Genomic DNA, 3501 nt, shown 5'->3' with positions numbered 1-3501 from the left:
GCCCCTGCCCCACCCGTCCTGGCGCAACAACGGCTGGCTCAAGCGCGAGCCGTGGTTCGAGGCGGATCTGCTGCCGGTGCTCAAGGCGGAGGTGGCGCGGGTGCTGGGCGGGTGAGCGGGCCCTGAACAGGCTCGACGGTCCCGCCATCCGGGCGCTACAAAATCGGGTGCGGATGATCTGGGACGAGCCGAAGCGTCAGAGGAACCTCAGGCCTCCGCCCGAGGGGCACGGCCTGGATTTCGCCGACGCGCAGGCCCGTTTCGAATGGGAGACCGCCCTGGTCAGCGAGACCCACGCGAGCAAGACGGGCGGGCGCCGCTTCAAGGCCGTCGGTTTCCTGGACGCGCAACTCGTGACTCTCACGTTCGCGGTGCTCGGAACGGAGGCGGTTTCGGCGATCAGCCTGCGCCCGGCCAGCCGGAAGGAGCGGAAGGCCTATGACGACGCGTGACACGACCAAGCGAAGGGCGCCTCCGCTCAGCGATACCGAGGAGGCGCTTCTCCAGGCGTCCATCGCCAACAATCCCGATTCGGCGGAACTGACTGACGCCGAACTGGCGCGCCTGCGCCCGGCCCGCGACGTGCTTCCGCCCGCCGTCTACGCCGCCCTGACTCAAGGGAGTCCCTCGCAGGGTGAGACCGGGCGGGTGCAACTCACTCTGAACGTCGATCCCGACGTGCTCGCCGCCTACCAGGCCGGCGGTCCCGGCTGGCAGGCGCGCATGAACGAAGCCCTGGCCGAGGGCCTCGTACGCGGCAGGCGGCGCGCCAAGGCCGGCAAGCGCGGCTGATAGGCTCCGGTCCTGATTGACAGGGATCGCCGCGGCGTGGTCCGTGCCGCCAGCCCGAAGGACGCCGCGATGACCGAGAGTGCCGACCCCCGCGACCGCCTGATCGTGGCCCTCGACCTCCCGGGCGTGCCCGAGGCCGAGGCGCTGATCGACCGGATCGGCGATGCCGCGACCTTCTACAAGATCGGCTACCGGCTGGGTTACGCCGGCGGCCTGGCGCTCGCCGAGCGGCTGGCGGCGCGCGGGCTCAAGGTGTTCCTCGACCTGAAGCTCCACGACATCGGCAACACCGTCGAGGAGGGCGTGCGCTCGGCTTCGGGCCTGGGCGCCACCTTCCTCACCGTTCACGCCTATCCGCAGACCATGCGGGCGGCCGTGCGGGGCCGGGGCGCGAGCCTCAAGATCCTGGCCGTGACGGTGCTGACCTCCTACGACGACGCCGACGCCGCGGAGGCCGGCTACGCCCTGCCGGTGGCCGAACTGGTCGCCAAGCGGGCCGCCCAGGCCGCCGAGATCGGCATCGACGGGCTCGTCTGCTCGGCGGCCGAGGCGGCCTCGGTCCGGCGGATCGTGGGGCCGGACCGGCTGATCGTCACCCCGGGCATCCGCCCGGCCGGCGCCGAGGCCGGCGACCAGAAGCGGGTGATGACCCCCGGGGACGCCCGCAGGGTCGGGATCGACCACGTGGTGGTCGGGCGCCCGATCACCGGCGCCGCCGACCCGCGTGCCGTGGCGCAGGCGATCGTGGCCGAGCTGGCCTGAAGCCCGGCATTGCCTTCGGGCGGCCGGAATCCATCTCAACCCCGCAACCGATGAGGCACAGGATGGCGAAGGGCTACTGGATCGCGCGGGTCGATGTCCGCGACGCGGAGGCCTACAAGGATTACGTGGCCGCCAACGGCATCGCCTTCGCCAAGCACGGCGGGCGCTTCCTGGTGCGCGGCGGCGCCTTCGAGGCGGTGATGGGCCAGCCCCGCTCCCGCAACGTGGTGATCGAGTTCCCGAGCTACGCCGACGCCCTCGCTTGCTGGAACTCCGACCTCTACCAGGCGGCCAAGGCCAAGCAGCGCGGCGGCGTCGAGGCCGAGATCCTGGTGATCGAGGGCTATGACGGCCCGCAGCCGAGCGTGTCCGAGCCCGCGCCGGAGGCCGGGCGGGCCTCGGAATAGGGCCGTCGCTGAGCTTAGCTTTGTCGGGACGGATGCAGGATCGACAGCACCTGGACAACGCTGGCGGCATTATCGACCGCGTAGAAGACGCGATATCGGTAGCGGGATGAGGCTGCTTTGCGCACGCCCGCTTCGTCCTGGGCGCGCCCGCTGAAGGGGTGGACGCTCAACCGGCCGATCGCGGTTTGGATATCTGCTTCGACGTTGGCGGCGCCGCGGGGATTGCGGAGCATGAGGTAGTCCACGATGCCGTCGATATCTGCGAGGGCCGCACGGGTGTAGATGATCCTCAAGGTCTGAAGCGGCGGAACGCGGCTTCGACTTCTGCCGCTGTGGCGAACCGGCCCGCGCGTAGGTCGGCCAAGCCGCGTTGCGCAGCGGCGCGTTCCTCATCGCTCATCGGTTCGGGCGAGTCGTGGTTGATGCCGACAGGAGGGGCTGTTGTGTCTGCTGGACGCAGCACGCTGCGGTTGCCCGTCAAGGCCGTCGTGCGAGGAGGGAGGCGGCGCGTCATGCGTCTAGCATAAGACCACGCAAGCCTGTGTGGAAGTGCAGCCGAAGCTGGCGTCACCTGGCTTGACGCGCGCCTTGCGCCGGTCCGGCACCGCTTGGCCCCCGCGGCGCCAGGCCCCGCAGCAGGAACGCCGTCATGGCCTCCAGCGAGGGGACCGGCTGGAGTGCGGTCTGCCCGACCAGCAGCGGATGGGTGTAGCGGGCGATGCCGGCATGGATGCAGGCGGCCGCCTCCGCCGGGTCGGCCGCCTCGAACTCGCCCCGGGCCACGCCGTCGCGGACGATGCGCTCGAACCCGGCCGTGACCCGGGCGATGTGGTGCCGGCAGACCTCCCAGCTCTCGCCCATGGCCGCCTCGACCATCTCGTGGAGCCGGGGAAATTCTTCGCAGCGCCGCGTGCAGTCGCGGTGCAGGAGGTCGATCGCCGCCACGAGGCGTTCGGTGGCGCCGAGGCCCGGGCGGGCGGCGACCTCGGAGACCAGGGCCTCGATCTCGCCGATCAGCCGTTCCAGCACCGCCTCGTTGATCGCCTTCTTCGACTCGAAGAACCGGTAGACGTTGGCCGGGCTCATCTTCAGCGTCCGGGCGATGTCCGCCACGGTGGTCTTCTGGTAGCCGATCTCGCGAAAGTAGCCCGCCGCCGTCGCCAGGATGCGGCAGCGGGTGGTCGGCGCGCTCTCCTCCGCGAGCGAGGGGGTCGGAACATCCAGGGACATGCCCCTCAGTAGGGCACGGGCGCGGCGGGCGTCAAAGACCCCCGGTTCCCGGGAGCCGGCTTCGCCCGCGGCGGGTCGGCGCGGCCGGAACCCTCCCGGGTCCGACCCATTGCCCCGGCATCCGGCCGCCTGCACGGCGGCGCACGCACGAGGCACGCACGATGATCCTGACCGACAAGCGAGCCCTGATCACCGGAGCCGATTCCGGCATCGGGCAGGCGACCGCGGAGCTGTTCGCCCGGGAGGGGGCGGACGTGGCGATCACCTATCACACCGACGAGGCCGGCATCCGCGAGACCGCCGCCCGGGT

General features: G+C 71.2%; 7 protein-coding genes and 1 pseudogene. 6 read left to right on the top strand and 2 right to left on the bottom strand.

The window, feature by feature from the left end:
- The 5 genes and pseudogenes from FV228_RS34390 to FV228_RS23710 form a co-directional block, all read left to right on the top strand.
- A pseudogene (locus tag FV228_RS34390) lies at positions 1-115 on the top strand (uracil-DNA glycosylase family protein); the annotation flags it as partial.
- Positions 116-173: 58 nt separating this feature from the next.
- The gene (locus tag FV228_RS23725) at positions 174-452 is read left to right on the top strand and encodes a BrnT family toxin (RefSeq protein WP_187277882.1); all 279 of its coding nucleotides are present in this window, start codon (positions 174-176) and stop codon (positions 450-452) included.
- The gene (locus FV228_RS23720) at positions 439-792 is read left to right on the top strand and encodes a BrnA antitoxin family protein (protein WP_147856816.1); all 354 of its coding nucleotides are present in this window, start codon (positions 439-441) and stop codon (positions 790-792) included. Before FV228_RS23725 ends, FV228_RS23720 begins: the two co-directional genes overlap by 14 nt.
- 69 nt (positions 793-861) lie before the next feature.
- Positions 862-1554 carry an orotidine-5'-phosphate decarboxylase gene (gene pyrF, locus FV228_RS23715; protein WP_147856818.1) on the top strand — a complete coding sequence of 231 codons (693 nt, stop codon included), beginning with the start codon at positions 862-864 and terminating at the stop codon, positions 1552-1554.
- Positions 1555-1616: 62 nt separating this feature from the next.
- On the top strand, positions 1617-1961 hold the full coding sequence (locus tag FV228_RS23710; RefSeq protein ID WP_147856815.1) for a DUF1330 domain-containing protein: 345 nt from the start codon (positions 1617-1619) through the stop codon (positions 1959-1961).
- Between the two features lie 14 nt (positions 1962-1975).
- Here the strand turns inward: FV228_RS23710 and FV228_RS23705 are convergent, their stop codons facing one another.
- On the bottom strand, positions 1976-2254 hold the full coding sequence (locus FV228_RS23705) for a type II toxin-antitoxin system RelE/ParE family toxin (RefSeq protein ID WP_147856814.1): 279 nt from the start codon (positions 2252-2254) through the stop codon (positions 1976-1978).
- 274 nt (positions 2255-2528) lie between these two features.
- Positions 2529-3191: a TetR/AcrR family transcriptional regulator gene (locus tag FV228_RS23700; protein WP_147856813.1), complete on the bottom strand. Its 663-nt coding sequence runs from the start codon at positions 3189-3191 to the stop codon at positions 2529-2531.
- 161 nt (positions 3192-3352) lie between these two features.
- Between FV228_RS23700 and FV228_RS23695 the strand changes: the two genes are divergently transcribed.
- Positions 3353-3501: SDR family NAD(P)-dependent oxidoreductase (locus tag FV228_RS23695; RefSeq protein WP_147856812.1), on the top strand; the 149-nt coding region annotated here is incomplete at its 3' end.

Source organism: Methylobacterium sp. WL18 (assembly GCF_008040015.1).
Classification (GTDB): domain Bacteria; phylum Pseudomonadota; class Alphaproteobacteria; order Rhizobiales; family Beijerinckiaceae; genus Methylobacterium; species Methylobacterium mesophilicum.
Note: the sequence above shows the minus strand (reverse complement) of the source record. Positions and strands in the feature narration are given on the sequence as shown.

Excerpts from the sequence above, each read along its gene's own strand:
- FV228_RS23720 (WP_147856816.1), top strand. The coding sequence starts at position 439 with ATGACGACGCGTGACACGACCAAGCGAAGGGCGCCTCCGCTCAGCGAT.
- pyrF (WP_147856818.1), top strand. The coding sequence starts at position 862 with ATGACCGAGAGTGCCGACCCCCGCGACCGCCTGATCGTGGCCCTCGAC.
- FV228_RS23700 (WP_147856813.1), bottom strand. The coding sequence starts at position 3,191 with ATGTCCCTGGATGTTCCGACCCCCTCGCTCGCGGAGGAGAGCGCGCCG.
- FV228_RS23725 (WP_187277882.1), top strand. The coding sequence starts at position 174 with ATGATCTGGGACGAGCCGAAGCGTCAGAGGAACCTCAGGCCTCCGCCC.
- FV228_RS23710 (WP_147856815.1), top strand. The coding sequence starts at position 1,617 with ATGGCGAAGGGCTACTGGATCGCGCGGGTCGATGTCCGCGACGCGGAG.